General features: G+C 54.3%; 16 protein-coding genes. 14 read left to right on the top strand and 2 right to left on the bottom strand.

Annotated elements, in window-relative coordinates; genetic code table 11:
• Nucleotides 1-134: 134 nt before the first annotated feature.
• The 4 genes from VH413_03615 (at nucleotide 135) to VH413_03600 (ending at nucleotide 6,261) form a co-directional block, all read left to right on the top strand.
• A complete protein-coding gene (locus tag VH413_03615) occupies nucleotides 135-1,754 on the top strand; it encodes an immunoglobulin domain-containing protein (GenBank protein ID HEX3797764.1) in 1,620 nt (539 codons plus the stop codon).
• Nucleotides 1,755-1,997: 243 nt separating this feature from the next.
• Nucleotides 1,998-2,843 (top strand): type II secretion system protein, encoded by an 846-nt coding sequence (locus VH413_03610; protein HEX3797763.1) that lies wholly within the window; start codon nucleotides 1,998-2,000, stop codon nucleotides 2,841-2,843.
• A gap of 247 nt (nucleotides 2,844-3,090) precedes the next feature.
• Nucleotides 3,091-5,556: a PAS domain-containing sensor histidine kinase gene (locus VH413_03605; protein ID HEX3797762.1), complete on the top strand. Its 2,466-nt coding sequence runs from the start codon at nucleotides 3,091-3,093 to the stop codon at nucleotides 5,554-5,556.
• A 30-nt stretch (nucleotides 5,557-5,586) separates the two neighbouring features.
• On the top strand, nucleotides 5,587-6,261 hold the full coding sequence (locus tag VH413_03600) for a response regulator transcription factor (protein ID HEX3797761.1): 675 nt from the start codon (nucleotides 5,587-5,589) through the stop codon (nucleotides 6,259-6,261).
• 116 nt (nucleotides 6,262-6,377) lie between these two features.
• On the opposite strand, the gene VH413_03595 is transcribed toward VH413_03600, so the two are convergent.
• A complete protein-coding gene (locus VH413_03595) occupies nucleotides 6,378-7,955 on the bottom strand; it encodes a glycoside hydrolase family 16 protein (protein ID HEX3797760.1) in 1,578 nt (525 codons plus the stop codon).
• A gap of 466 nt (nucleotides 7,956-8,421) precedes the next feature.
• Between VH413_03595 and VH413_03590 the strand changes: the two genes are divergently transcribed.
• The 10 genes from VH413_03590 to VH413_03545 all read left to right on the top strand — a co-directional run bounded on the left by VH413_03590 (nucleotide 8,422) and on the right by VH413_03545 (nucleotide 22,191).
• A complete protein-coding gene (locus VH413_03590) occupies nucleotides 8,422-8,577 on the top strand; it encodes a DUF3309 family protein (GenBank protein HEX3797759.1) in 156 nt (51 codons plus the stop codon).
• A gap of 28 nt (nucleotides 8,578-8,605) precedes the next feature.
• Nucleotides 8,606-9,124, top strand: a complete 519-nt coding sequence (locus tag VH413_03585) for a ferritin-like domain-containing protein (protein HEX3797758.1) — start codon at nucleotides 8,606-8,608, stop codon at nucleotides 9,122-9,124.
• A gap of 244 nt (nucleotides 9,125-9,368) precedes the next feature.
• The gene (locus VH413_03580) at nucleotides 9,369-9,635 is read left to right on the top strand and encodes a hypothetical protein (protein HEX3797757.1); all 267 of its coding nucleotides are present in this window, start codon (nucleotides 9,369-9,371) and stop codon (nucleotides 9,633-9,635) included.
• A 321-nt stretch (nucleotides 9,636-9,956) separates the two neighbouring features.
• The gene (locus VH413_03575) at nucleotides 9,957-10,937 is read left to right on the top strand and encodes a right-handed parallel beta-helix repeat-containing protein (GenBank protein ID HEX3797756.1); all 981 of its coding nucleotides are present in this window, start codon (nucleotides 9,957-9,959) and stop codon (nucleotides 10,935-10,937) included.
• Nucleotides 10,938-11,055: 118 nt separating this feature from the next.
• Nucleotides 11,056-14,010 carry a formate dehydrogenase subunit alpha gene (fdhF, locus tag VH413_03570; GenBank protein HEX3797755.1) on the top strand — a complete coding sequence of 985 codons (2,955 nt, stop codon included), beginning with the start codon at nucleotides 11,056-11,058 and terminating at the stop codon, nucleotides 14,008-14,010.
• Nucleotides 14,011-14,012: 2 nt separating this feature from the next.
• Nucleotides 14,013-14,480 carry a DUF1641 domain-containing protein gene (locus tag VH413_03565; GenBank protein HEX3797754.1) on the top strand — a complete coding sequence of 156 codons (468 nt, stop codon included), beginning with the start codon at nucleotides 14,013-14,015 and terminating at the stop codon, nucleotides 14,478-14,480.
• A gap of 75 nt (nucleotides 14,481-14,555) precedes the next feature.
• A complete protein-coding gene (locus VH413_03560) occupies nucleotides 14,556-16,835 on the top strand; it encodes a glycoside hydrolase family 3 C-terminal domain-containing protein (protein ID HEX3797753.1) in 2,280 nt (759 codons plus the stop codon).
• Between the two features lie 184 nt (nucleotides 16,836-17,019).
• On the top strand, nucleotides 17,020-18,402 hold the full coding sequence (locus tag VH413_03555) for a DNA-binding transcriptional regulator (protein HEX3797752.1): 1,383 nt from the start codon (nucleotides 17,020-17,022) through the stop codon (nucleotides 18,400-18,402).
• 58 nt (nucleotides 18,403-18,460) lie between these two features.
• Nucleotides 18,461-21,550, top strand: coding sequence for a two-component regulator propeller domain-containing protein (locus tag VH413_03550; GenBank protein HEX3797751.1), 3,090 nt, complete (start codon nucleotides 18,461-18,463; stop codon nucleotides 21,548-21,550).
• The gene (locus VH413_03545; protein HEX3797750.1) at nucleotides 21,547-22,191 is read left to right on the top strand and encodes a response regulator transcription factor; all 645 of its coding nucleotides are present in this window, start codon (nucleotides 21,547-21,549) and stop codon (nucleotides 22,189-22,191) included. Before VH413_03550 ends, VH413_03545 begins: the two co-directional genes overlap by 4 nt.
• A gap of 38 nt (nucleotides 22,192-22,229) precedes the next feature.
• Here the strand turns inward: VH413_03545 and VH413_03540 are convergent, their stop codons facing one another.
• Nucleotides 22,230-23,339, bottom strand: a complete 1,110-nt coding sequence (locus tag VH413_03540; protein HEX3797749.1) for a 1,4-beta-xylanase — start codon at nucleotides 23,337-23,339, stop codon at nucleotides 22,230-22,232.
• Between the last annotated feature and the right edge of the window lie 18 nt (nucleotides 23,340-23,357).

The following is a 23,357-nucleotide window of genomic DNA, read 5'->3' as shown; positions in this document are numbered from 1 at the left end:
TCATTCGTAAACCATTAAAGGAATTATCCATGACCACACGTATTCACGCTCAGCCACAAACGAGCGGTAAAATCACATCGAAATCATTCTTCACAGCTAAATATTTGGCCGCCGGTTTGGCGGTGTCGGCATCTATGATGGCCGCAAGTCAAAGCCAGGCGCAGACCTCTCTCGCTGTGGATTCGTCGAAGCCCTGGATCGGTTTCGTGAATGTGTTCACATTGCCGGCCAATGGTGATGTCTATCAGTTCGGGCAGGCGGTCGCCACCAACGATGTTCGCGGATTTTTTAATGGCACGAATACGTTGACGCTCCAGCCAAACACGCTTTTCTACAATCCCACGGATACGAATTACGTGAATGCCGACGGCAGCGGCAATCGCTATATTGACGCGAGTTTTTATGTGCAGGACGATACGCTCGCGGGGCAGGCGCTGACCTTCAACGGCACTTGTTTGACGAATACCCTCATTGCGCCGTACATCTGCACGGCGTTCATCAAGGATTTTGCGCCCGACTATTCTTTCAATACTCCGACGACGGCCACACTGACTCCCGGCCAGTCGTTTTCCATCACGCTTGGCACGACGCCCGGTCATCATATTCAATATGGGTTTGAGTTGATCGGGCCGGATGCAAATCCCGCCACGCTCGCGAGTTTGGGACAAGTCGTGATAGCGGTGAACAATGCCGATCCAACGATCGGTTCGCTCGCGGCACAATCGCTGGTAGAAGGCCAAACCGCACATTTCAGTGTCACGGCGCAAGGCACCGCGCCGTTCACTTATGAATGGTTTTACGGCCCGGCGAATAACGCTGTGCTGTTGAGCGATACCGACCGCATTTCTGGTACTTCGACCAATACCCTCGTCATCTCGAATGTGGTTGTGGCCGACGCGGGGCAATACTCCGCATTCGTCATGAATGCCATCGGAAATACTGCGGTCGCAAGCGCGAATTTATCCGTCGTTCCGTTGGCGCAGGCGAAGACGAATTTGCTGATTGATCCAAGTTTTGAGAGCGGTATGTTCGCGACGACATCGGACGCCGGCTGGGTCAATTTTAACGGCGCGGCAGAAGTGAACACCAACGGATTTTATTTTAATACCAGCACGCCGATCAATGTGCTCGATGGCGCGGATGCCGTGCAGACTTACAGCACGGGTACGGGCACTTACAACGGTGTTTATCAGGATCGTCCCGCAGTTCCCGGGCAGGTTTATACCGCCAGTGGCTGGCTTTACACGCCTTCGGCGGACAAGATTGGTGGCGCAGGATTGTGCTGGCTGGAAATTCAATTTCAAGACGCCAACGGAGGGATAGTGGGGTTCTATAAATCGGGGAGCATCAGCAGCAGCAGTCCGACGGACGTGTGGATACAGGTGCAGCCGACCAATCATTATGAGGCGGATGAAACCACGTTGATTGATACGCCGAAATTCATGGTGGCGCCGCCGGGCACAGCCAAGGTGCGTTTCCAAATCACGCATCATGCGGATACCGGTGGGTCGGTCTTTCTCGACTTGATGGACCTCAAGTTGCGCGCTCCAGTGCCGGTGGTGGCAACAACCAATGCGACGCTGGATGTCACGTTCCCCACTTTGTTCGGGCCAATCTATCAGGTGCTATACAAAAACAACCTGACGGATAGCTCGTGGCAGACATTGACGAACGTCACCGGCGATGGCACCACGAAAACCGTGAAGGATCCCATCGGCACAGGCAAACGGTTTTACACGGTCAATACACAATAGAATTGCAGAAGATAGTTATGAGAGCGGGTCGCTCGTCCTGATAATGAATTGGATACGAGGCGATCGCTCCTCGGCCTCTCCGTCGCTAGCGGCGGAGAGGGGGAAGAGTTCTGGGCGCAAGGTTTAGAGTATAATCAGAGTAATGGGTCGCGAGCTTTTGGCGCTCGTGGAATCTCTCTCCGCGTTGGAGAGGACGATGCAGGAGTTTTGTCCGCGGTTTTTGTGTTTCGAATCCTGACGAGTATGAAAAAAATTTGTGCTCACCGGCGAAGCAAATCGGCCGCCGGTTTTACGTTGATTGAACTGGTTTTTGTCATCGCTGTCCTGGTCATGCTGGCAGGATTGCTCCTGCCTATTTTGGCGAGGGTGAGGACGCGGGCACAGGGCGCCGAGTGCCTGGACAATTTGCGACAACTCCAAGTCGGCTGGCGGCTTTATTCCGGCGACAACGATGGCAAGATCGTTTTCGTGGGCGGAGAGAATTCGCTGGTCACGGAATTGCCGGACGCGAATGCGCAGCCTGGGGGTTCAAAAAGCCAGTGGGTGCTGGGGCGCGTGGATCAGCCGTGGGTTTGCACCAACGTCGAGTTGATCGAGAATGGATTGGTCTATCCCTACATTGACGGCGTCTCGATCTACAAATGTCCCGCGGACCGCAAGCTGGTCAACGGCCTGCCGACCGTCCGCAGCATGTCGGCGAATTGCTGGCTCAACCCGCAGCCGGCGGATAATTGGGACAGCACCAGCCAGTACGAAGGCCTCAAGACGCTGCAAGTTTTCACAAAGCAAACCGATGTTAAATCTCCCGCGCAAACGTGGGTGTTCATGGACGAAAATCCTTACAGCATCAATGACGGGATGTTCGTGTGTGATCCGAATGCTGCCGGTAGCTGGGTGGACATCCCTGCGGCCTATCACAATGGAGCGGGAAGTTTGTGCTTCGCTGATGGCCACTGCGAAACCCGTAAATGGACTGATCAAAATATCCTGCATCTGCATGACGTTCCTTCTGCTCCGATACCGAAAGCTCCTAATTCCGATGACTTGTCGTGGTTGCAAGCCCGAAGCACTTTTTTGGCGAGCCAGTGATATTTCTTTCCCCGGCGATTCGGCGAAAACAGAAGGAATCGTCGCGGCGCCTCGTCCCATTGCCGAGACACAAGTCTGGTTACCCCGGGACGAAAAATAAAAACTCGTTTTTTTTAGTAATTCCGTTATCGTCGGCCTACTGCTGAACCTTTCGTGCTGATGGTGAATCGTTCTGCCGCAACGCCGAATGCCATTTCGACTTCGTCATGGGCGCATAGTATTCAGATCTGCGGACGCAAGAAATTTTGTGCTCGCGATACTGGGGGGAATTGTTTTGTTCGCGACTATTACCACTGGATTCGCGAGGGCAGGGGACGCGCCGCCACTTGAGGAACTTCATACCGCTGAGCAGATCCGCCGACTGACGCCGGAGCAAGCCGCGTTGCATTATCCGGTAAAAATGCGCGGCGTGATCACCGTTTTCGACCAAAGTCTCTACACGCGTTTTCTTCAGGACGATACCGCCGGGATCTACATCGGTGACAACACCAATCTGCCGCCATTGAAACCAGGGCAGGAAATCCAGATCGAAGGCGTCACCTATCCGGGCGAGTATGCGCCCATTCTCATGCCGTCACAAATCGAGGTTGTGGGCACGAATGAACTTCCGGCCGCAAAACCGGTCACCTACGAGCAACTCACCAGCGGCCAAGAGGACAGTCAGTTTGTGGAAGTGCATGGCGTGGTGCGCGCGGCTTATTTCGATGAGCAAACTAATCACGAACTCATTGACATCGCCACCGGAGGCGGGCGTCTCACGGCGTACGCGCAAGGTTTGGCGCCGGATAAATTGACAGACATTGTGGGCAGCATGGTTCGCGCGCGTGGAGTGTGCATCAGCCTGTTCAATCGCCAGCGGCAACTCTTTCGGTTGCGGTTGCTCCTGCCGCGCCCACAGGACCTCGTCGTCGAAGGGCCGTCGGCGGGTGATCCGTTTTCGCTTCCGCTCAAGAGCATTGGCACGTTGCAACAATTCACGCCGGAAGGTTCTTACGGAAGCCGCGTGAAGGTCGTAGGCACGGTGATTTACCGGCAGGACGACAGCACGCTTTATATCGAGGACGAAAAACAGGGTTTGCATGTCCAGACGCAGCAGGCGGGGCCGCTGCTCATAGGCGACCGCGTGGAAGTCGTGGGTTTTCCCGCGAAGGGAATTTATACGCCGATGATGGAGGACGCGATTTTTCGCAAGGTCAGCACCGGCCATGTGCCAAAACCGGAAAACATTACCGTGGATGAAGCGCTCAAGGGCACGTACGATTGCCGATTGGTGCGCATCGAGGCGACGGTGCTCGAACGCGTGCGGCAGACGCGTGAGCAATTTCTCGTGCTGCAAGCCGACGGGATTATTTTCAATGCGGCGATTGAAGGCAAGGAAACCGGCACGGGTTTTAGTTACTTGCAGAAGGGCAGCAAGGTCGCGGTGACGGGCGTATGCCTGATCGAGCCGGGCAATGACTGGCACGCGGGCGAAGACTGGCGCGCGAAATCGTTTCACGTTTTGATGCGCACGGCGGGGGATGTATTCGTATTGAAATATCCGCCGTGGTGGACGCTCCAAAAAATGTTGTGGATGGTCGCAGTGCTTTGCTTCGTGGTGTTGTTCGCGATGATCTGGGTGGTCCTGTTGCGCAACCGCGTCGCTTCGCAGACGGACATCATCAGTCAGAAATTGCAGACGGAAGCCGCGCTCAAGGCGCGCTACGAGGAATTGTTCGAAAACGCCAACGACTTTGTTTATACCCACGATTTGCAGGGCGGCATCACTTCGATCAACCAGACGGGCGAACAACTTTTGCAACGGTCGCGGGCTGAAGTGCTCAACAGGAATATTGTGGACTTGGTCGTCGAGGAACAACGCGCCTCAGCGCGCAAGTGGCTGGATGAAGTTTTGAAGGGCGCGGAGACGCCGGCGGCGGAATGGGATTTCGTTGCAGCGTCGGGGCATCGCGTAAAGCTCGAAGTGAGCACGCGCTTAATCAAGCAGCAGGGCGCAGGCGTGGAGGTCGAGGGCATCGCGCGCGACATCACGGAGCGCAAACGACTGGAACGCGAGATTCTGGAAATAAGCAATCGCGAGCAGCGGCGCATCGGCCATGATTTGCACGACGGCATCTGCCAACTGCTGGCAGGAATCGCGCTGATGTCGGAATCACTGGCGAATGTGCTTGATGAAAAGGGCGTTGCGGAATTTTCCGAAGCGGAGCGCATCAGTGCATTGATCAATTCAGCGATTATGCAAACGCGTGGAGTGGCGCGCGGATTGTTTCCTGTGCGATTGGAGGAAAATGGATTGCCGTCCGCGCTGGAAGAACTAGCCTCGAACGTCAGCGAACTTTTCAAAATCAACTGCATATTTGTATCCGAAAAACCGCCCTCAGGCGTGGACAATGAAATCGCGCTACACTTATATTATATTGTACTCGAAGCTGTAGCGAATGCCGTGAAGCACGGCAAAGCGCGGCACATCGTCATCAAATTGGAACCGGTGGGTGATCGTTATCTGCTGGAAGTGCGCGAGGATGGCAGCGGTTTCGTAACACCGCCAGTGCCGCATGGCGGCATGGGCATCCGCATCATGCAATATCGCGCACGGGTTATCGGTGCGACTTTAAACTTGGAAAATCGGCCCGGTCATGGCACTCATTTGACTTGTCTATTCTCAACCGCGATGCCGGACCTGGCGCGCAGCGAGAAAAAGTCAACCGTTTGATTAAAACGAGGGCAACCCAGCGAATTAATTATGTCACGAGTAGCGACGCGCAAAAACAGCATCCTGATTGTGGACGACCATCCTTTGTTTCGCGAAGGGTTGCAGCAACTGATTGATCGCACGCCGGAACTGTGCGTTTGCGGCGAGGCGGAGGACGCGCCCTCGGCGATGCAGGCCATCGTTGACCTGAAACCGGACCTGGTGATGGTGGATATTTCGCTGGGCGTTGGCAGCGGGATTGACCTGGTGAAGGCGATCAAGGCGAACCACGAAGATTTGCCGGTGCTGGTGGTCTCGATGCACGACGAATCGCTTTACGCGGAACGCGCGTTGCGTTCGGGAGCGATGGGTTACGTGATGAAACATGAGCGCGGAAAAAAAGTGCTCGAAGCAATCGCGCGCGTGCTCGGCGGCGATGTTTATCTCAGCGAAAAAATGTCCATTTCTATGCTGTCGAAATTGACGCGTGGGAAAGGCGAAGCGCCGGTATCGCCGCTGGAAATGTTGAGCGGGCGCGAACTGGAAGTTTTCCGAATGCTCGGGCAGGCAAAAGGCACGCGCAAGATCGCCGAGGAATTGAATTTAAACATCGCGACGATTAATACGTTTCGCGCGCGCATCAAGGAGAAGTTGCAGTTGAAGACTTCGACGGAGTTGTTACTGCACGCGATCCAGTGGTTTCGGGAGAATGGGGGGAAACAATAGGGTTTGTTTGAGATTTTGATTTGAACCGCGGAGACACGAAGACATGGAGGCGCGGAGAAGGGGCGGGAATTTGGCGGTCATAGACCGACTGCTACAATGCGAAGCGAATTGGCCGTTTAAGGGGAAACCAGCCGATAAAACACGGCGGCGTTGGTTGGGGGTTTTGGCAATACATAGGGGCCGTTGGTGATCGCCAAATCTATCCATGCGCCGGAAGGCGAACCCGATTGATTGGTTTGCGATTGGAGATGGCAAACGATTTGTGACGGCCAGTTCAATGCGAGGTTTGAATTTGTGTGGGTCATTGTGAATTGGAGCGGCGGCGTCAGGTCATAGACGCGCACGTAATCCACTTGCATGTCCTGAGGAAAGACGGTGGCGGCGGTCGGGGGACTTTCAAAGCTGCCGCCAGCGATTGCCAAGTTCATAATGATGTAAAATGGCTGGTCGAACGGAGCAGGGTAGGCGTTGTGGACACTTTGGTTTGCCGGATTGCTCGCGCTGTACCAACTCGTTTGTGTTTCATAAGCAACGCCATCAACGGACCACTTGATGGCGTTATTGGTCCAATCGAGATCGTAAGTGTGCCAGTTAGTGACGGAATTATTGGCGAATACGTAGCCGTTATTTTGTGATTGCTGTTGATTTGGGTAGGGACCGCCATAGTGAAGCGTGCCTAAAACGGTGGAAGGTATGCTGCCCCTATTTTCCATAACGTCAATTTCTCCCGAGGCAGCCCAGCCACCATAAACGGAATCTTCAGGAAAGAGCCATAGAGCAGGCCAGTAACCAGTGCCGGTCGGAAGCTTGGCGCGAAATTCGAAACGTCCGTATTTCTTGCTATACAAGCCCTCGGTCTTCATGCGCGCCGAGGTGTAATTGAATCCTTGGAACGCTCCCTTAATCGCGACGATATGTAAAATTCCGTTGGTGACGTAAACATTTTGCGGGCGGTTGGTGTAATATTCGAGTTCACCGTTGCCCCAACCGCCGTCGCCATTGCCCATTTCAAAAGTCCAATGATGCGAGTTGACCGCGGTGCCGTTGAATTCGTCGTTCCAGACAATATTCATCTGAGTGGCGAGAGGCGTGGGCGTGCTGCCGCCGGGTTGGACTTGATTGAGTTCGGCGTCGTCAAAATAAACGGAGCCATTGCCCGCCGTGCTCGCATCGCCTTGCAGAAAAAGTTCGTAGCGGATGAAGGCCGTGCCGGTGGGTGCAACGAGGTTGCTGACGCCGCCGATGATTTGAAACGTAGAAGGGTTATATTGATTTGTTGCCGCGAGATAGGTCCACGTATCCACGGGAAAAGTTCCCGCTTGGAGCGAGTTTGTGCTGATGATGAATGATCGGTATAAGGCCAGAGTATTGGAGGACGAATCGCGAAACGTGACGTCTATCCACGCCAAATTGGCGCCGGCAAGTTTATCGCCTGAAGTGGTCTTTGCCCAGCCATCGGCGGTAAATGTGGCACCAACTGTTGCGGGGTAATCCTGGTAGATGCCATTGTAGTTCACCTGGCCATTGAAGGCTTGATAAATTTTGAAGTAATTGTTGCCGGAGTGCGCTTGCGTCGCGTCGGTTTGGCTATAGGTATTTCCTCCGAAGGCAGACCAGCCAGTCAGGCCATTTTCAAAACCGGGGTCGCTCAGGACGTTGCTGATTTGGGCCTGAGTGCTGTTCGCAAACATCATCCCAAACAAAATGAGAAAACATCCACAATATTGAGCGAAACAATTATCCCTGCCGCTGGCGAAAAAAAATGGGGATGATTTCATCAGAGGTTGTTCGGGTCGGACTAAAATTTATGCGTAGCACTTTATATTACACGCTGACGATTGTCAACTTTTTTGACTACGAGTTAGAGATGCAAATCTTTTGCTGTGAAGCGCTTTAAAAGCGACGGCCAAAAAATGGGGATACTTTGCAATTTGCAAAGGTATGCAGACCGCCGTCGCAAATTGCTTGGATCAATTTGCTGTGACTTCGAGAAGCCGTCTGCTGATTTATTTTTTATACACACAAGAAAATCCTGATTTCATGCGGGTAAAAGGGAGTTGTGGCTGTTCGGGGATTGGTGGATTCAGCATCGGCACAGTTTGGCACAAGTCGCGCTTTTAAAAGCTTCATTGTTGGATCACGGAACCATAAAAAAGAATTATGCTAGGAACCATATTAGTCATTTTGTTGCTCCTGATGTTGCTGGGGGCCTTGCCAACCTGGCCGTACAGCCGTGGTTGGGGTTATTACCCCAGCAGCGGGCTCGGTCTGGTGCTGGTTATTCTCGTCGTACTGCTCTTGTTGGGACGCATCTAAATTCAACTCAAACTCTTACCATTCATTTATGACTAAAGAAAATGTGACTCAGAACGTGGAAATTACGCGCGAACAAATGATCGAATTGTTGAACGAGGATTTGTCACGCGAATATCAGGCGATCATCGCCTACACGGTTTACAGCCAGGTCCTCAAAGGTGCGGCTTACACGGACATCGCCCGCGAATTGGAAAAACACGCCGGCGAAGAACTGGCGCATGCGATCAAAATCTCCAAACAAGTGGATTATTTTGGTGGCATGCCCTCGGTTGTGGCGAAACCCGTTGTCACTTCAAACGACCCGGTCACCATGTTGCGCGCCGACTTGGAAAACGAACGCGTGACCATCAAGAACTATCGTCTGCGCATCCGCCAAGCCGAAGCGATGGGCGAATTTGCGCTGAGCGAAACGCTGCGCTCAATCATCGTGCAGGAGCAGGAGCATGAAATTGACTTATGCACCGCTTTGGGGATCGAGGTTTCGCCCGTAAAAACTGGTACCGCAAAAAAGAATGGCCATGGTCGTACGGAAATCAGCCGCCATTAAACACATTCGCAATTAAGCATCGAACCCACGAAACTCATTCGTGGGTTTATTTTTTTATGCGAAGGCCGTTCTGAAAGCGTAGATGTTTCAATATTGCATCTCGCGCCATTTTAACTGCCACATCATTCGCAACTTGCAATGCGTCCAGAACTTTTCGAGCAGATGAAAGTTAAAAAATCCCTTTAAAAGCAGGGAATTCCATTTTTCAAACGGCTGGCATCCATTGTGCAAAAGAAAAATTTGTATGAAAGCAATCACAATCTTGTTTGAAAAACTCGTTCCTCATCTCATGCTGGCATCAGCGGCGGTTGGCGTGTTTGTGCTGATGGCGGTTGCGATCTTTTTCTCCATCCTTTTAGAGAATTGGTACGAGAAACGGCACGAGAAACATGAGTATGTTTACCGCCAACGCAAGGTGCCGATGGGCTGGTCCCGCCAAACCGGTAAACCAGCACCGACGTTCGGGCGCTTGCGTCCGAGCTGGCAGCCGGTTCATGCGCCCGCCAAATAATTTTCTCGGCGGCGCAAGGTGATATGGATGCGCCAGCGCCGTTCGGTTCTGTTATTATAAAACGATAGAAATCGTTTGGCTTCAAAGGGGTAGTCCAGTTGGAGGTTTCGTAAGTGTCTGAAGGCGTTTGGGTGATAGAAATCCTCTGCCCAATTCTTCTACTATTTTCGCAAGAAAATTCAAGGCTTTGAATTTTTTTGACGATGTATGCGTCAGAACTTCAATTCCAGACGTATTAGTAGTATGCAGCACACGAATACACAAAAGACTTCCCGGTCATTCTATCTGTCCATTCTTTCCATATCGCTGGTTCTCTCGTTGATGAGCTTTTCCCTTTCGGGATCATCGGTCGCAGAACCAGTTATCGTCAAACTCGCCGCCGATTCAACTCAACAGCAAATTCAGGCTGCGCTTGATAGTCTCCCCAGCGGCGGTGAAGTCCTGCTGGCGAGCGGAACCTACGAAATTCACGAGCCATTGATGCTTCGCCGTGATTCACAAACATTGCGCGGCAGTGGTTTGGATACGGTTCTGCATTTGGCCGACAAGGCAAATTGTCCGGTAGTTATTTTAGGCTCGCCGCTTTCCGCGCCGTTGCGTGCCACCTCGCACTTGCGCCTGGCCGACCTTTCCATCAACGGCAATCGTCAAAATCAAACGGTGGAATTCTGGCATTCTGCGACTGACGGTTCGCAGCTTAATAATAATGGCATTGATATCTGGCAGGTGAACGATTCCTCCGTCGAAGGCGTGGTCTGCCGCAGTTGCCGTTCGGGTGGATTGGTCACGGCGAGCACGCGCCGGTTGAACGTCCACGACTTTACTGCTTACGATAATCAATTCGACGGCCTTGCCTGTTATTTCACCGAGCAATCGCAATTTAGCGGCCTGCACTTGCACGACAATCTTGCCGCCGGCATTTCCCTCGATCTCGCTTTCAATAACAATATCATCACCAATGCCACTCTCAGCGGGAACGACTTGGGCGTCTTTATGCGCCACTCATGTGGAAATTCCTTTCACGATGTGACCATCTCCAATAGCCACAACCACGGCATCTTCATGGCGCAAACTGCCGAGGCTCAGGCTGACGGCTGGAAGCTGCAACCGGGAACCGAATGCACCGGCAATAATTTCGAGGGATTGACCATTACCGATTGCGGCGGCGATGCGTTTATCGTCAATGACGCCACCTGTAAGGACAATGTGATCAAGGACGCCCGCTTCGTGGACAACACCCACGGCAGCCTCGCCGAACCCTCCGAGAATTTAGTCAAGGTCGAACAGATCGTTTATCGTTGAGCAGCTTCAGCAGATATTTTCCTTAAACTCGACGCCTCCGCGTCTCCGCAGTTAACCAAGCTGTTGTGCGTTCACCAAATCTGCGCTACGCTTTCGTTGGAAGCCACTTCCAACCAGCATGGTGCTCACGCTTACAGTTGATGGCGCAGCGATGGAATCGAAATCCGGCGAACGGTTGATTGATTTCTTTTCCCGCGCGGGCATTGAGATTCCCCACGTCTGTTACCATCCCCAACTCGGTCCCATCCGCACGTGCGATACTTGCATGGTCGAGGTGAATGGCGAGTTGGTTCGCGCGTGCGAAACCGCCGCAGCTTCTGGCATGGTTATCTCCACCAATTCGCCGCGGGCGGATGCCGCCCAGCGCGAAGCCTTCGATCGCCTGCTGCAAAATCATCTGCTCTATTGTACCGTTTGCGATAACAACAACGGAAATTGCACCGTTCACAACGCGACCAAGCTTCTCGCCATTGAGCACCAAAAAATTCCTTTTCGGCCCAAGGGTTTTCCCGTGGACAACTCGAATCCGTTTTATCGTTACGATGCCGATCAATGTATTCTTTGTGGCCGTTGCGTCGAGGCCTGCCAGAATGTGCAGGTCAATGAAACTCTCTCCATCCGCTGGGAGGACAAACAGCCGCGCGTTTTGTGGGATGGCGGCGCGAATATCGGCGAATCCAGTTGCGTTTCCTGCGGCCATTGCATCAGCGTCTGCCCCTGCAACGCGCTCATGGAAAAATCCATGCTTGGCAAGGCGGGTTTCATGACGTCAATGCCCAAGACGCTGCTCGACGGCATGATTGATATTGTCAAAGGTGTCGAGCCGGACACAGGTTACATGCCGATCCTCAAGGTGTCCGAGGTCGAGGCGGACATGCGCGAATCCCGCATCCGGCGCACCAAAACCGTGTGTACTTATTGCGGCGTCGGTTGCAGTTTCGACATTTGGACGAAGGACCGCGAGATATTGAAAGTGTCGCCCAACGATGGCCCGGCCAATGGCATCTCGACGTGTGTCAAAGGCAAATTCGGCTGGGATTTCGTCAACAGCGGGGACCGCCTGACGACGCCCTTGATTCGCGAAGGCGAAAAATTTCGCGCCGCTAGCTGGGGCGAAGCGCTTGATTTGGTGGCCCGACGTTTCGAACAAATTAAATCGCAATCCGGCCCGGATGCGCTCGCGTTTATTTCGTCGTCCAAATGCACCAACGAGGAAAGTTATTTGATGCAAAAGCTGGCACGCGCGGTGATCGGCACGAACAACATGGATAATTGTTCGCGCTATTGCCAGGCGCCGGCGACCACGGGTTTGTTCCGCACGGTTGGTTACGGCGGTGACTCCGGTTCCATCAGAGACATCGAGCACGCGGGCCTCGTCATCATCATCGGCAGCAACACCGCTGAGAGTCATCCGCTGCTCGCCACTCGCGTCAAACAGGCCCACAAATTGCGCGGGCAGAAATTAATCGTCTCCGATTTGCGCAAACACGAAATGGCATCGCGGGCCGATTTGTTTTTGCATCCGCGCCCGGGCACGGATTTGGTCTGGCTTTGTGCGGTCACACGGCATCTGTTCGACACGGATCGCGCGAACCTAAAATTCCTCGCGCAATGGGTGAATGGTCTGGACGAATATCGCAAGAGTCTCGACCTGTTTACTTTGGAATTCGCGTCGGAGGTCACGGGGCTTTCCATTGAGACGCTTAAGCTGGTTGCGGATATGATCACCGAGGCGAGCGGTGTTTGCATTTTGTGGGCGATGGGTGTGACCCAGCACAGCATGGGGTCGGACACTTCAACCGCCATTTCCAATTTGCTGCTGGTGACGGGAAATTACATGCGCACCGGGACCGGAGCGTATCCGTTGCGCGGCCATAACAATGTCCAGGGCGCGAGCGACCACGGCGCGATGCCGAATTTTTTTCCCGGTTACCAAAAAGTGGAGGACGAGGAGGTGCGCAAAAAATTTGAGATCGGCTGGGGCGTAAAATTGCCGACCAGCAAGGGGCTCGACAATCACCAGATGATTGATGCCATCCTCGAAGGCAAGCTCAAGGCGATGTATCTTTTTGGTGAAGAGATTGCCCTGGTGGATTCCAATGCGAACTACGTTCAGGACTCGCTTTCCAAGCTGGATTTTTTTGTCGTGCAGGACATTTTTTTCAGCGAGACCTGCCAGTTCGCCGATGTGGTTTTGCCCGCGAGCCCGAGTTTGGAGAAGGAAGGAACTTTTACCAACACCGAACGGCGCATGCAACGGCTCTACCAGGTTTTCGAGCCGCTCGAAGGCAGCCGTCCCGATTGGGTTATCATTCAAGACATCGCTAATCGTCTCGGCGCGAATTGGAAATATGATCATCCGTCAAAAATTTATGAGGAGATTGCCGCGCTCACGCCAATCTTCGCCGGGGTGACTTACGAACGGCTCGAAGGTTACCGGTCGTTGAGTTGGCCTGTCGCGGCTGACGGCACGGACGAACCTTTGCTCTACACCAAAAAGTTTAAGTTTCCCGATGGCAAGGCAAAATTATTTCCGGTCGGTTACAGCAAACCCGCGGATCCCGCCGATTCCGAATTCGATCTGCATTTAAATAACGGACGACTGCTCGAACATTTTCACGAAGGCAACCTCACCAATCGCGTCAATGGCATTCACGAAAAAACTCCCGATACGTTCGTCGAAATTTCGCCAGCGCTGGCCAAGGAACGCCAGATCGAAAGCGGCGCGTGGGTGCGGCTGATTTCGCGTTACGGGAAATTGCGCGTCCGCGCCCTCGTGACTGATCGCGTGAAAGGCAAGGAACTTTACATGCCGATGAATTCGACCGAGCACCCGGTTAATAAATTAACCGGCAGCCACACCGACCCGCAGACCCACACGCCGGCCTACAAAGACACTTCCGTGCGCATGGAGGTTCTCGGGGAAGTCGGCGAAAGTCCGCTGCCGCGAAACAACCATCGCTTCGGCCATCCCACGCCGCAACGCGGAGTTGAAGTGGAGCGCAAATGGCAGCGTCCGGATTACATCAAGCCCGGTCACGGACAAAAGCGGTTGAACATTAAATCCGACTAACTATGGCCAAGCCGATTCCTTTGGAATTGCCCACGCGCGACCGCCGCGCGGAATTACTTCACGAATTGGAGCGCGCACCGATGCAGCATGTGGAGGCGTTGCTCGACACGTATCAATTATTGCAAGCGCTTCACGACCACGGCGTGCTGGATTCGCTGCGCGGCGCGCTTGGGTCGAGCGATAAAATTTTGCAAGTCATCGTGGATGCCACGAAAACATCCGAGGGCATTCGCGCGCTTCGCAATCTGGTCGTGCTCGCAAAAATTGCGGGCGCAGTGGAACCCGAGTTTCTTGGAACCGTGGCCAAATCTTTGTCCTCGGACCTCGCTCACGCCAAATCATCCGAGCCGTTAAGTCTTTGGCAACTGTTCAAAAAATTGCGCAGCAGGGACAGCCGCCGTGCCTTGACCGCAATGACGAGTGTTTTGGAATCGGTCGGCAAAGGGCTGGATCAACCGCCGAAAGAATAAATTTTCACGCCGCGAGGTTTATTATTCCCGCTACAGAAGATTGACGCCGCGCGGGGAACCGCACAAGCTAAGGCCGTGAGTTTGGCCAAAGAAAAAACCCGATCTAACCGAACGACCCTGGCGCTTCGCCTTCCGCTTTGCCTTTTTATTTTTCTCGCAATCGCATTCAGGTCGTCCGCGCAAAACACGAATACTGCCACCAACTCTGCCGCCGCGGAAAAGCCGCCGCTCTGGCGCGATGCCAGCCAGCCGTTTGATGTCCGCGTCCGCGATCTTGTCGGTCGCATGACGCTGGAGGAAAAAGCCCGCCAGGTTTGTAATGACGCGCCCGCGATTCCACGCATCGGTCTGCCCGCATATAATTATTGGAACGAGTGCCTGCACGGTATCGGTCGCAATGGCACGGCCACGGTTTTCCCGCAAGCGATTGCGATGGCCGCCAGCTTTGACACCAACCTCATGCATCGTGTTGCCGATGCCATTGCCACCGAGGCGCGCGCGAAAAACCGTGAATACACCGAAGCGAATAACGGCGACAGCGCGAATTATACCGGCCTCACTTTCTGGACGCCGAATATAAATATTTTTCGCGATCCACGCTGGGGCCGCGGGCAGGAGACTTACGGTGAAGATCCCTTTCTCACCGGACGCATGGCCGTTTCGTTCATCACCGGCTTGCAAGGCGACGATCCGAAATACATCAAGGCGATGGCGTGCGCGAAACATTTCGCGGTGCATAGCGGGCCAGAAGCGGGGCGGCATAGTTTCGATGCCCAACCACCCGAACGGGATCTTTATGAAACATATTTGCCGCAATTCGAAGCCGCCGTTCGTGAAGGCCACGTCGGTTCGGTGATGGGCGCTTACAATGCGCTCTATGGCATTCCCGCGTGCGGCAGTCCGTTGCTCCTGAGTAATCTATTGCGCGGCGAATGGGGATTCAAAGGCCATGTGGTTTCCGACTGCGGCGCGATCTATGATTTTGTCGGCGGGCATGAATACTCGCCATCGGTCGCGGCGGCTTCAGCCACTGCCATAAAAATGGGCTGCGACCTCAGTTGCGGCATGGAATACACGAGCCTGACCAACGCGGTTCAAGCGGGGTTGCTCAAAGAGGAAGATTTGGATCGCGCCGTGGGCCGTTTGCTCGAAGCGCGTTTTCGCCTGGGCATGTTCGATCCGCCGTCCATGGTTCCTTACGCCAAAATTCCATCGAACGATTACGACACGCCTGAAAATGATTTGCTCGCGTTGAAGATGGCTCGCGAATGCGTGGTGCTTTTAAAAAATGACGGACTGCTTCCGCTTGATCGGAGCAAAATCCACAAGATCGCCGTGTTCGGAATCAATGCCACTTATGTTCCGACGCTGCTGGGGAATTATAATGGCAATCCTTCCCATCCGGTCACCTTTGCGCAAGGCGTTCAAAACGTGCTCGGCTCCTCGGTGGAAGTTTATTACGGCGCCGGCTGTCCGATGGCGATTCGCTTGAACGACACGAATCAACTCCTCTATGCCGAAGCCAAAGGCAAGGCGCTCACGATCGCGGACAACGTGGATGCAATCATTTACGTCGGGGGGATTTCCGCCGACCTCGAACGCGAACAAATGGAAGTGCCGTACGAGGGGTTCTTTCACGGCGATCGCACCCGCATTGAATTGCCGCCGGTGCAAACCGAATTTCTCAAAGCCCTCAAAGCGACGGGCAAGCCGTTGGTGTTCGTGAATTGCAGTGGCAGCGCCATCGCCATGCCGTGGGAAGCGGAAAATCTTTCGGCCATCGTGCAAGCGTGGTATCCGGGACAGGAAGGCGGCCAGGCGGTCGCGGAAGTTTTGTTTGGCGATGTCAATCCTGCCGGACGATTGCCGGTCACTTTTTACAAATCCACCGAAGACCTGCCCGCGTTCACGGATTACGCGATGGCCAATCGCACTTATCGGTACTTCAAAGGCCAGCCGACGTTTGCGTTCGGCCACGGTCTGAGCTACACGCAATTCAAATACGACGACGCGAAACTCAACCACTCGGAGATCGCCTCAGACCAAACTGTCCACGTCAAACTTGATGTCGCCAACACCGGGGCACGTGATGGCGATGAAGTGGTGCAAGTCTATTTTCGCCATGTCAAATCAGCCGTGCCGCAAGCCAACGAAGCCTTGTGTGGTTTCCAGCGCATCACCATTGCGCATCAGGATACCGCGCACGTGGACATCGCGATTCCATCCAAGGAATTTCGCTATTGGGATGTCGAGCACAAGCACTACGTGATTGAGCCGGGCGATTATGAGATCCTCGTCGGCGCGGCGTCAGACGACATCCGCGCAAGACTCCCATTGCATATCGCGGCGAAGTAAAGCATTCCTCTCACCCGTCAGCGGCCATCAGCGGCACAACGAAGCCGTCGGCGGCCATGCTCGATAAAGCTTTATCTTTAGGCATTTGGCCGTTTTCTAAATTTCTGCAACTTCGATGGAGCACGTGCTTCTGTAGCCACTTAAGGCTACATGACACCGCCTCGTCACGGAGTAAGATGGGACGATGAATCCCGCAAAGAAAAAACCCACGTTCACCTTGGTAAAGCGTCCTTCGCCGAGAGTTGCTTTGCTGATCGAAAGTTCATCCGCGCTGGGCCGGGATTTTCTCCTGGGCATCTCTGAATATTTGCGGGCGCATACGCATTGGTCCATTGAGTTTCATGAAATGGACTTGCGCGCGGATGCGCCGGATTGGTTCAACGGCTGGCAAGGCGACGGCGTCATTGCGCGCGTGAAATCCCGTTCCGTGGCCAAGACCATTGCGCGATTGGGCGTGCCCACGGTGGATCTTTTCGGTGGCGCGCCCGACGTAAAAATTCCCCTGGTCTGTTCCAATGAAGAAAATGTCGGACGCGTGGCCGCGCAGCACCTTCTCGAACGCGGTTTTCGATTTTTTGCGTTTTGTGGGCGCACCGGTTTGAATTGGTCGGATGCGCGCGCCAATGGATTTCGCCAATGCGTCACAGAAGCGGGTTTTCCGTTCCAAATGTTTTCGTCCGAAGGAAAGGACGATGTTGCCGAAAATATTGTCTCGCCAAAATCTGGTGACGATGATGTGCGCGGATTGAAAGATTGGCTCGATTCGCTTCCCAAACCGGTCGGAATCATGACCTGCAATGATGTTCGTGGACGGGCGGTGATCCAAGCGTGCAGTGAATTGGGTCTCGCGGTGCCGGACGATGTCGCGGTGATCGGCGTAGACAAAGACGATGTGATGTCCGCGCTCGCCGAGGTTCCGCTTTCGAGTGTGATCGTCAATTCCCAGCGCATCGGTTACGAAGCCGCGGCGTTGCTGGATCGCATGATGAATGGAGAACGTCCGCCGCGCGAAGCCATCCTGATTGACCCCATCGGTGTCGCCACCCGGCGATCCACGGATATTATTTCCGTCACCGATCCGAATCTGGCGAAGGCGATGCTTTTCATCCAAAAAAATTGCTGCGAAACCATCACCATTAACAGCGTGGCCGCCTTTGCCGGACTCTCGCGGAGTGTGCTGCAAAGACGGTTCCGTTCCATTCTTCGCGAGACCGTTCACGAGGCGATCATCCGGTTGCGATTGAAGCGCGCCCGCGAACTTTTGCTCGGAACAAACCTTCCATTGCTGGATGTCGCGGATTCCTCCGGATTCAAGAGCGGCGAATACATGGGCGTGGTTTTCAAAACGCGCTTTGGCAAGACGCCGGCGCAATTCCGCAAGGAACTTCGCACCATGGGCGCATCTGCCTCCGGCGGTCTCCCGGATTGCCGCGATGGCAGGCCGCCAGAAAATCCCTGGTTTGAAAAAATGCACCCGATGACGCCACGGCGTGAGCGGGAAGGACTGGATTTGACGGGCGAATTTGACGGAGCGCGCCGGCTGCTGCCCGCCGCTGCCGTCGCTTGAAATGTTTTGAGCGGCAGTGCGCACATGCGCGCCTGCGTGGCAGTCCGAAGTTAGGAAGTTGTTAAGCTTCGTTTTTTCGGATACGGTTGGCCGCGAAGTGAGCATTTTAAGGTACATCGTTTTTCTGATCTTCTCTGCCTCGGTCGCCACTTGCGCGGGCATTGGTGACTTGCCGGCTCCGATGCTCAACCAGGAAACTTTTCAGTCACGCGCCTGGACCAAGGCCGATGGCCTGCCACAAAATTCCGTCACCGCAGTTCTGCAAACCCGCGATGGATATTTGTGGATCGGCACGCAGGACGGCCTTGCGCGGTTTGACGGTGTTCATCTGTCCACCATTACTTTTCCGGATAAACGCACAGAGCCATTGCGCGTCAGCGACCTTTGTGAAGATGAAAACGGAAGCTTGTGGATCGGCACGCAGCAACAGGGATTGTATTCCATCGCCGCCGGTGCTATCTCGCATTATCAAAAGGCCCAGGGCCTTTCCAGTGATTCGATAACGAGCCTTGCAACCGATCCCAACGGCCGGTTGTGGATCGGCACGCACGCCGGCCTCGATCTGTGGAACGGAAAAAATTTCAAGCAGTTCACGTCGAAGGATGGTTTGCCGGACGATGCCATTTCCAGTGTTTACATTGCGCGCTCGCACACGATTTGGGTGACTACTCGCTCGGGCGTCAGTGTTTTTGAAGCCGGGCGTTTTCATCCCTATAATTTCGACGTAGACAGCCAGGGGCGCAGTCCCGAATTTCTCGGCGTTTACGAGGATCAGCAGCACAATCTTTGGGCTTACGGTGACACGTACCTGATCAATCTTAATGGCGGCAAACGCTTTAATTATTTCCGCAATGGCCAGGCGCCTTCGGTGCGCATCTGGAGTTTCCACGAGGGACGCGACGGGCGGCTTTGGATCGGCACCAGCGGGCAGGGGCTGTTTGAATTCATCGGCGGACGCTTTCGTCCGGTGACGATTCGTGACGGGCGGCTTCCCAATGACGTGCGCGCCATCTGCGAGGATCGCGAAGGCAGTTTGTGGCTCGGCACGGACGGCGGCGGTCTTATTCAGTTGCGCCCGGAGCGCATCCGGGAATTCGGAGCAGTCCAGGGGCTGCCAACCACTCCCGCGACGTGTGTGACCGAGGATGCCTCGGGAAAAATCTGGGTGGCGTTCGCCAATGGTGGATTGTTTTATGGCAACACTGAACATTTCGAGCCTTACAAGGACCTTGATGGAGATGGCATTCATCAAACCGTGCGTTCAATAAGCGCGACTCCCGACGGAACACTCTGGGCGGCGACGATGGGAGTCGGTCTGAGCCGGTTGCACAATTCCAATCGCGTGGATTATACCACTGCAAACGGTTTGTCCGAGGACTTGGTGACGGCAACCGGCATTGGCGCGGGGGGAGTTGTGTGGATGGGAGCGGGAGATGGTCATCTGTATCACTTTGCCGGCGCGCGCCTGCACTCCGATGGCGTCATGTATGGAGGCATCAGCGCCTTGCTGCCATTTGGAACGAACGAGGTCTGGGTGGGCACGACCAAAGGGAGATTAATTGTGCATAGCACCAATTCGATGACTGAAACGCGAGTGACGCGCGCGCTGGCGGGAAAAACCATTTCCAGTTTGTGCCAGGATTCCGCAGGGCGATTGTGGATCTCAACCGAAGGCGCGGGATTGGCCTGCCTGGCAGGCGATACTTTCACCGCGTGGAATGCCCAGGATGGTTTGCCGGACACGAATATTTTTAGCATCGGATTCGACGCGACCGGCAGCATGTACCTTACCTGCGCGAAAGGAATTTTTCGGGCGCGACAAACGGAATTAGAGGATGCCATCAAAACCGGAGTTTTTCCCTGGACGCGCCTGGTCCTGGATTTTGCCGGCGGCGAAATGACCAGCGCGGGCTGGCCGGCGACGCTATTATCGCGGGACGGTTTGCTCTGGTTCGCCACGGGCGGCGGCCTGCTTTGCTTCGATCCGCGCGGCTGGATCACCGATCGGATTCCGCCACTGGTTTATTTGGAATCCGTCCGGGCGAACAATCAAATCGTCAAGTCATTCAAGTTCGGTGTTTCCGGCGATGTGGCTCCGAAAAATCAACCGGCGAAACTCCCTTCCGACTTGCATGAGTTGGATTTTGAGTTCACCGCGCCATGCCTTTCGGCTCCAGAGAAAGTCCGATTCCGCTACAAGGTGGAGGGTTTTGATGCCGACTGGATTGAAGGAAATTCAATGACGCGCCAGGCACATTACGGCTCGCTGCCGTACGGCCTCTATACTTTTCGCGTTATCGCCTGCAATCCCGACGGGATCTGGAATCTTGATGGAGCAAGTTTTTCCTTCATTATTTCGCCGCCGATGTGGCGCGCGCGCTGGGCACTGGCGTTGTATGCGGCCGTGCTGATCATTGGCGTGGCGGTCACGGCGCGTATTGTTTCGCATCGCCGCCTCCGGCGCCGATTGCAAGCGCTGGAGCACAGCCAGGAAATGGCGCGCGAGCGGATGCGCATCGCCCAGGACATGCACGACGAAATCGGCAGCAAGCTCGCCAAAATTTCCTTTCTCAGCGAACATGTCAAAAGCGAATTGAAAGACACCGAGGCGCACGAGGGCAAAGTGCATTCCATCGCCAACACTTCGCGCGACCTGTTGCAATCATTGGATCAAATGGTTTGGGCAGTGAACCCGCGCAATGACACGCTCGAACATCTGGTGGCTTATCTCGGCCACAGCGCGGTAGAATATTTCCAAAACACTTCCATCGAATGCCAATTATCCCTGCCAAAGGATTTGCCCGACCCGCCGGTGTCGGCCGAACTGCGTCATAATGTTTTGCTCGCGTTCAAGGAAGCGCTGGCGAATGCCATGAAGCATTCCGGCGCGACGCTTGTGCGCGTGGAAATGAGACTTAAAAATGGGCTGCTCGAAATCACTGTGAGCGACAATGGCTCGGGTTTTCAGTCCGTGAAAAAGAACGGCAGCGTCATATCGCACGGCGAGCGTGAGCATCACGGCTTGGCGAACCAGCGCTTGCGATTGCAATCAGTCGGCGGCGAATACGAATTGAAAAGCGACATTGGGAAGGGGACGGTTGTGACATTTCGAGTTCCGGTGAACGGCGCGACAAAACAAAAAATATGAAACAGAACCCCATCATGGTTTCGATTGTTGACGACGAATCCGGGTTGCGCGAAAGCATCATCGGCTACTTAAAAAAAGCCGGCGCATTTCAATTCGTCAGCCAGTACGCGACCGCTGAGGAAGCATTGGCGAAGCTGCCAAGCGATAAGCCATCGGTTGTATTGATGGACATAAAAATGCAGGGCATGGATGGGATCGAATGTGTGCGCCGATTGAAAGCGCAGATGCCGCAAGTGCAGGTCATCATGCTCACGGTTTTTGAAGACATGGAGTTGATCTTCGACGCACTGAAAGCCGGCGCGAGCGGTTATTTGTTGAAACGCCAGCCGCCGGAAAAGTTGGTGGAAGCCATTCGCGAAGTTGTTGAAGGCGGTTCGCCGATGTCAGCGCCCATCGCGCGCAAGGTCGTTCAATTATTACAGGCGGGAACCATCCGGCGGCAAAGCCCGGAAGAAAACAGCGTGGAACTTTCCGCGCGCGAACGCGAAGTTTTGGATCAACTCGCGGCGGGGCAGGGCTACAAACAGACTGCGGACAGCCTTGGCGTGAGCATTCACACCGTGCGCAGCTACGTGCGGCGCATCTACGAAAAACTCCACGTCCACACGCGCGCGGAGGCCGTTGCGAAATATCTCAAATGATATTTTTTGCAATTTTTCGCACAGCGAGTTTCGCAAAGTTATTTCAGCGTCACGCTCTTGATGTAACTGACCTCTTTGGGGTCGTAAGGCGTTCCGTCGGCGCGAAAGATGTCGTGAAACCACACCGGCGGCTCTGCTGTGTAGGTCTTGCTCCACGAATCCCACGGATAGATGGTCTGCGTTTTGCCGGAGACAAATCCCCAGTTGTAAGCGCCGACATGCTGGTCGCACATATATTTTAGATTGGGATCAAAGCGACTGCCCACGGGCCGCGCCATATATTCCGTGCAAATAATCGGGCGCTGATAACGGCGTAGATGTTCCACACACTTTTCCAATCCAGCCAGCGGACCGTAATTGTGAAACGTGATCACGTCCGAATTCTGTAATTGCACGCGTTCCGTCGGGGAAAGTTTTTCGGGCTGCGCCCAATCGCCGCGCCACACACCGGAAGACAGCGGCTGGCTGGGTTTCGCTTCGCGCGCCCAGGCAAAAGCTTCCTGAAGCAGGATGAGTGTCATCTCATTCTTGCCGGTGAGTTCGATTTTTCCATACGCTGTGTCGTTGCCGTTGTCCGGCTCATTGAACACATCCCAAAAATCCACGCGCGGATCATTGCGGAAATGTCCGACGACACCCTCGACGTATGGCTTCAATTCCTCAAATCGCTCAGGATGCGCCAACATTTCTATTCCCGGGCTTTGCACCCAGCCGGAATTATGGACGAACGGGCGCGGTTCGCGTTGTTTGCCGAGCGTCGGATTCGGGTCCCAGCATGAATCAAATAATACAAACACCGCTCCGATATGATGCTGGTGCGCGATTTCCAAAAAACGATCCATGCGCTTCAAAAACCCTTTCGAGTCCTGTTGCCACAAAAGGTTGTGCAGAAACACCCGCACGCTTGTGAAACCGATTTGTTCCGCCCAGCCGAGTTCGCGGTCAATCGTCACCGGGTCGAACGTATCCGCCTGCCACATTTCAAGCTGGTTGATCGCCGTGCTCGGGGTGAAATTGCAACCCACCAGCGGCGGGCGTTTGCCATACCATTCATGTGCCTGTTCAGGAGTCCACGGTGATTGCGCGAAGACATTCGCGCCGGCAAGGAGGAAAGCTCCGAATAAAATCGCGGTTAATTTGTTTTTCATAATTTTAAAGCATTCAAT

This window comes from Verrucomicrobiia bacterium, from assembly GCA_036268055.1.
Lineage (GTDB): Bacteria > Verrucomicrobiota > Verrucomicrobiia > Limisphaerales > Pedosphaeraceae > DATAUW01.
The sequence above is the reverse complement of the archived record's forward strand: the minus strand, read 5'-3'. Positions and strand labels throughout refer to the sequence as shown.